The organism is Roseibium sp. (assembly GCF_025698965.1).
Lineage (GTDB): Bacteria > Pseudomonadota > Alphaproteobacteria > Rhizobiales > Stappiaceae > Roseibium.
Genome location: NZ_JAILWL010000422.1, coordinates 1 through 5,842, shown reverse-complemented (window position 1 = coordinate 5,842; position 5,842 = coordinate 1). Strand labels below are relative to the sequence as shown.

Below are 5,842 nucleotides of genomic sequence, written 5' to 3'. Positions count from 1 at the left end.
GCTTGGTCTCGGATTTGACGCCATGAATTCAAATACCTTTCAGGACCAGTCTGGCCAGGCACTGTCCTATAAGTTCGGGTCCTTGTCGCACACTGATGCGGCAACGCGCCGTCAGGCGATTGAACACAATCTGGAATGTATTGAACTCGGCCAGGCGATTGGCTCGACTGCCCTGACGATCTGGGTCGGGGACGGAGCAAATTTTCCCGGACAGAGCCATTTCGTCCGTCAGTTTGAGCGGTATCTGGATTCTGCACGGACGATCTATGCAGGATTGCCGGAGGATTGGCGGCTTTTCACAGAGCACAAGATGTATGAACCGGCCTTCTATTCAACAGTGGTTCAGGACTGGGGAACCAATTACCTGATCGCCAGCGAACTGGGAGAAAAGGCTTATTGCCTGGTCGACCTCGGTCATCACGCCCCCAACGTCAATATCGAGATGATTGTCGCGCGTCTCATCCAGTTCGGTAAGCTGGGCGGTTTCCATTTCAACGACAGCAAATACGGTGACGACGACCTTGATACCGCGTCCGTCGACCCCTATCGCCTGTTCCTGGTTTTCAATGAACTGGTCGACGCCGAGCACCGCAACGCGCCGGGCTTTAATCCGGCGCACATGCTTGATCAATCCCACAACGTGACCGATCCGATCGAAAGTCTGATGGTTTCGGCAATGGAAGTTCAAAGAGCATATGCCCAGGCGCTCCTGGTGGACAGAAACAGGTTGGAGGAGTGTCAGGAGTGCAATGATGCGCTCATGGCAACGGCTACGCTGAAACAGGCCTTCCGCACATATCGCTCTGCCGGATACCGGAAGAAAGTTGCCGCAGTTCGGCCTGATGTTTCAGGAGCCGGCGGTGGGATCGTGTGAGGATGGTCCCCCGGCAAGATCGGCCGAAGGGGACTCCTTCATAGATGCCGGGTTTTCAGCATTTCAGCTTGTAGGTGCGTATTGCGTTTTCACCAAGCACAGCGTTCCGTTCATCCGGTGTCAGACTGGACAGAAGCATCTCCGTCGCCTCAAGCCAGCGCTCGTAACTGCTTGCCAAAAGGCAGACCGGCCAGTCGCTGCCCCAGATCAGTCGCTCTGGCCCGAATGTTTCAAGAAGCAGATCAACATAGGGTCGGAGGTCTTCGACCGACCAGCCGTCCTGCGCTTCCGTGACCAGTCCTGACAGTTTGCAATTGGCACGCGTATTTCTTGCAAGCGCCGTCATGCTTTTGGCCCAGTCGTCAATTGTCCCATCGCGAATGAGAGGTTTTGATCCGTGATCGATCACCACCCTCATGCCGGGATATCGGTCCAGAAGCGTCTGAAGGTTGTTGAGGTGATGCGGCAGGGTCAGTGCATCAAAAGTCAGATCCGCCGATTGCAGGGCGTCATAGGCCGGTCGCAGATCGTTGCGAAGCATCCAGTCCGCATCCGGAATATCCTGGATCATCGGACGCAGGCCGACCAGTAAGGGGTGAGCGGCAAGATCCGCTATCTGGTTCGGTGCGTCAGGGCTTTCGAAGTCCACCCAACCGACGACGCCCTTGATGATTTCGTTCTCGTCGGCGAGCGACAACATGAATCTTGTTTCTTCAAGTGTCGGAGCTGCCTGCACCAGAACGGTGCCGGAAATTGAATGTTGTTTAAGGTGAGGGCTGAGGTCGCGAGGTAGAAAATCCCGGTAGATGACGTCGAGCTCCGGAGTTAACCAGCCATAATCTCCTCGTTCCAGCGCCCAGAAATGCTGATGCGCATCAATCCGTTTCACCCGATCACTCCTTTCTTCAGAATTATGTTGCCATAGAGCCGGCGTTCGCCTGTCTGAACGATCGCAAACGCGCTTCCTGCGCGTTCGTAAAAGGCAAATCGTTCCAGCGTCTGGATCTGGGTCGGATTGTCAGCGGTCTCATTGATGATTTTCTGAAAATCCGCAACGGCCTCCGGTCGTGCGTCCGGATCGCCGACCACCTGCATCGTGAGCGCGGGATCAGGCACATAGATGTCGAGTGGCATGACCGAGAGCACCGCCTTTAGAACCTCGCTTGCTGAGGAACCGTCCGCCCGGATACAGGTTGGGCCAAGGCTTTCGCCCGGAAAGTTGGCGTCCGCCAGCACGATTTCGTTGCCGTGCCCCATGGCGCGCAGCGCATAGAGAAGATCGGGGGAGAGGATGGGGTCGATGTTACGAAGTGGCGCATCCGATCGAATTAGGCCTTCGCTGCGCAAGTCGGACCAAAGACCTGCTGGAATGTCGGTTTCGAGCAAGGCAACGTTGGAACGCACCTCCCCGGCACTGACCCCGCCAGGGATCACGGTTTTGACGCAAGGGTGACCGAGCACGAATTGAAGGGCTGCGGCGATCAATGGTGTTTCATGAGCCGCGCAGACCGCTTCGATTTTCTGAACGCGTTCCAGGATGTCGGGCGGTGCGTCGGCGTAGTTGTATTTGGCACCGGGCACGGCACCGGTGGCAAGTATCCCCGAATTGTAGGGACCGCCGAGTATGATGCCGACATCCCGCTTTTCGCAAAGCGGCAGAAAACTCTCCAGCGCCTCCTGCTCCAGAAGCGTATATCGGCCCGCAAGCAGGAAGCAGTCGAATTCACCCAGACCGAGCAGTTTCTCGCAAACCTGCCACTCGTTGACACCTGCGCCGATGGCGGCGATGTCGCCGGCATCGCGTAATTCACACAATGCCCGATAGCCACCCCCGTCAAACAGTTCTCTGACCTTGGCGTCGCTGGTTTCCTGAGAGCCTTGCGAGAAAACGCAGACATCATGCACCAGCAGGATGTCCGCGTTGGCCACATCCAGCCGTGCTCTACTGGCCTCATAGCTGCGCATCACGCCGTCATAGGTGTAGTCGAAGACAATGCGCTTTTGCGGAACATCGACGAACGCTTCCGGTGTGACCTCGTCCGGTTCGCAATCGAGCAACAGACGGCCGATCTTGGTTGACAGTTGCACATTCTCGCGGCCGAACCTTTTCAATGCGACGCCGAACCGTTCCTCGGAACGGCCCAGTCCGTATTGCGGCGCCGTGTCGAAATACCGGATACCGGCATCATAAGCGGCCTGCAGGGCTGCCTGAGCGTCGTCCTCGGTGACTTTGCGATACATGTTGCCAAGAGGCGCGCCGCCAAACCCCATACGGGTCAGCGGCACGGGACGCTCCGTCCGGCTGTTCAACAAGGTTGTGTCGGTGACCTTCATGTCAGGTGCAGTCCTCAGCGTGATTGAAAAAGTTCGGGGCGTTTTTCGGCCAGGGCTTCTATGCGGGGCATAAGCTGGCCAAGGTGATGGCGCATGGCTTTCTGCGCGGCATCGGGATCTTGATCGCGGACCGCATCGACAATGGCCTGGTGTTCGTCCAGCGTTTCGGTTGCCCGGCCGGGCGTCGGTAGAAGCAGCATCCGCGCGCGGGTGACCTGGAGCGACACCATGCGGGCGACGGTCTTCAGGCGCGGGTAACCGGTGAAATGCATCAGCATGGCGTGGAATTCTTCGTCGGACTGATAAAACCCGGGAAAATCGCCATCTTCAACCAACAGGGATTGCAAACGCATGTTCCGGTTGATCTGAGCCATCTGGTCTTCAGTCCGGTCCCAGGCCACTTTGGCAACACTGGCAAGCTCCAGTGCTTCGCGCAAAAACGTGCCTTCGCGAATGTCATCCATGGAAAAATACGAAACTCGCGTTGCCGATTGCGGAACAACGTCAACCAATCCCTCGTTCGACAGCCGTGCGATTGCCTCGGAGACAGGCGAACGGGACACTCCCAGTTTCTCGCAGATCAGGCCTTTGCGGACGACCGATCCGGGAAGAAACTGCAAGGACAGGATCGCCTCCTGCATGGACAGATAAACCCTCTGGGCAAGTGAGCCCTCGAAGGTTCCGATCTCTCTGAGATTGGTTACTTCAATATCGGTATTCGTCATTTCCGCCTCTGGTTGACTAACATGTTAGTTGACATAGTCCGCAAGTCAAGCTAGTTCCTCAGTACAACGGTACTCCGCAAAAGTGGAGACGGGGGAGAGGGAGACGTACCAAAATGCACGGGAGCGATGTTCTGAAGCTGCGGGCCAACGACAATGTTGTCATTGCCCTTCGTGTGCTTCCGGCGGGTATCCGGCTTGAAGGCGTGTCCGAACCTCTTTCTGTGGATGTGCAGCCTGGTCACAAGATCGCCTGTGCGCCCATTCCCAAAGGTGAAAACGTGCTGAGATATGGCCAGGTTATCGGCCAGGCCAAAGAGGATATTCAGCCCGGCAGTCACGTGCACTCCCACAATCTCGGTATGGATGCGCACGAACTTCAGGACTACGAATTCGCGTCCCAGAACCCTTCTCTGGAACCGGCGACCGAAGACCGCCAGTTCCTGGGTTATCGCAGGGCAGACGGCAAGGTTGGAACGCGCAATTACCTTGGAATTCTCACCTCGGTGAATTGTTCCGGATCGGTTGCTCGCTTTATCGCGGAAGCTGCTGAAAGGTCCGGAATTCTCGACGAGTTTCCGAATGTCGACGGTGTCGTCCCCATCGTGCACGGCACGGGCTGCGGAATGTCTGGCAAGAATGAGGGATACGCAGCTCTGTTCCGCACCTTGTCAGGCTACGCACAGCACCCGAATTTTGGCGGTATCCTCCTGATCGGTCTCGGCTGTGAAGTCATGCAGGTTTCCGATCTGGTCGGTGGACGCCCGATCCGCGCCGATGGCGCTCTGCGTTACATGACGATCCAGCAGGAAGGCGGCACCCGCAGGACCATCGAAAAAGGCCTGACGGAACTTAGGGGAATTGCCGAGGCCGCCAACAGGGTGTCGAGAACTCCGGCGCCGGTAAGCGAAATTACCGTTGGCATGCAGTGTGGCGGCTCGGACGGCTATTCAGGCATCACCGCAAATCCTGCGTTGGGCTACGCGTCGGATCTTCTGGTCCGCCATGGTGGCACCACCATCCTGTCCGAAACGCCGGAAATCTACGGCGCCGAACATCTCCTGACGACCCGGGCCAACACGGTGGAGGTCGGTGAAAAACTGATTGAGCGCATCCATTGGTGGGAGGATTACACGTCCCGCAATGGCGGAGAGATGGACAACAATCCCAGCCCCGGAAACAAGCGCGGCGGCCTGACCACAATCCTGGAAAAATCACTTGGCGCGGTCGCAAAAGGCGGCACCGCGCCGCTGACGGATGTCTATCAATTCGGCGAACTGATCGACAAGAAGGGCTTTGTATTCATGGACAGTCCGGGCTTCGATCCCTGTTCGGTGACCGGACAGGTTGCTTCGGGTGCGAACCTCGTCGTTTTCACAACCGGACGCGGATCGGTCTCGGGTTACAAGCCGACGCCTTGTATCAAGCTGGCAACGAATTCCGAAATGTATCGGCGGATGTCGGAAGACATGGACCTCGATTGCGGCGACATCGTCACTGAAGGCGTCAGCATCGAGGCCAAGGGTGAGGAATTGTTCGAGCTGATGATCCGTGTCGCGTCTGGCGAACACACGAAAAGCGAAGAACTGGGATTTGGCGGCGCGGAATTCGTGCCATGGCAGATTGGGGCGGTGATGTAATGCGGCTGCAAGGAAAAACCATTCTTATTACTGCTGCGGGACAGGGCATGGGTCGCGCCAGCGCGATCGCCTGCGCCGGGGAAGGCGCGCGCGTGATTGCGACGGACCGAGATGCTTCCCTTTTGGAAGGTCTGGAGGGAATTGAAACCAGGGTTCTGGATGTCACCGATGCTGCCGCGATAGCGACACTTGTCTCGGAATTGCCGGATCTGGATGGTCTCTTCAATGTCGCAGGCTACGTTCATCACGGCACCCTTCTGGATATTTCCGAC

The 5,842-nt window shown here is 57.2% G+C and carries 6 protein-coding genes and 1 pseudogene; 3 read left to right on the top strand and 4 right to left on the bottom strand.

The features are described from left to right. On the top strand, positions 1-874 hold an 874-nt coding region (locus K5905_RS25855; RefSeq protein ID WP_297589535.1), incomplete at its 5' end, for a sugar isomerase. 55 nt (positions 875-929) lie between these two features. On the opposite strand, the gene K5905_RS25850 is transcribed toward K5905_RS25855, so the two are convergent. The 4 genes and pseudogenes from K5905_RS25850 to K5905_RS25835 all read right to left on the bottom strand — a co-directional run bounded on the left by K5905_RS25850 (position 930) and on the right by K5905_RS25835 (position 3,933). Continuing rightward, complete coding sequence (locus K5905_RS25850) at positions 930-1,763, bottom strand: amidohydrolase (RefSeq protein ID WP_297589533.1); 834 nt, start codon at positions 1,761-1,763, stop codon at positions 930-932. After that, positions 1,760-2,167 carry an RbsD/FucU domain-containing protein gene (locus tag K5905_RS25845; RefSeq protein ID WP_297589536.1) on the bottom strand — a complete coding sequence of 136 codons (408 nt, stop codon included), beginning with the start codon at positions 2,165-2,167 and terminating at the stop codon, positions 1,760-1,762. Before K5905_RS25845 ends, K5905_RS25850 begins: the two co-directional genes overlap by 4 nt. Positions 2,168-2,185: 18 nt before the next feature. Beyond that, positions 2,186-3,208 (bottom strand): annotated as a pseudogene (locus K5905_RS25840) (aldo/keto reductase); the annotation flags it as partial. Positions 3,209-3,222: 14 nt separating this feature from the next. Then, positions 3,223-3,933 (bottom strand): GntR family transcriptional regulator, encoded by a 711-nt coding sequence (locus tag K5905_RS25835; protein ID WP_297589531.1) that lies wholly within the window; start codon positions 3,931-3,933, stop codon positions 3,223-3,225. A gap of 113 nt (positions 3,934-4,046) precedes the next feature. Between K5905_RS25835 and K5905_RS25830 the strand changes: the two genes are divergently transcribed. Both K5905_RS25830 and K5905_RS25825 read left to right on the top strand, forming a co-directional pair. Continuing rightward, positions 4,047-5,570, top strand: a complete 1,524-nt coding sequence (locus K5905_RS25830; RefSeq protein WP_297589528.1) for a UxaA family hydrolase — start codon at positions 4,047-4,049, stop codon at positions 5,568-5,570. Continuing rightward, positions 5,546-5,842 (top strand): SDR family NAD(P)-dependent oxidoreductase (locus tag K5905_RS25825; RefSeq protein ID WP_297589526.1); only part of this gene is annotated, 297 nt, incomplete at its 3' end. The genes K5905_RS25830 and K5905_RS25825, both read left to right, overlap by 25 nt.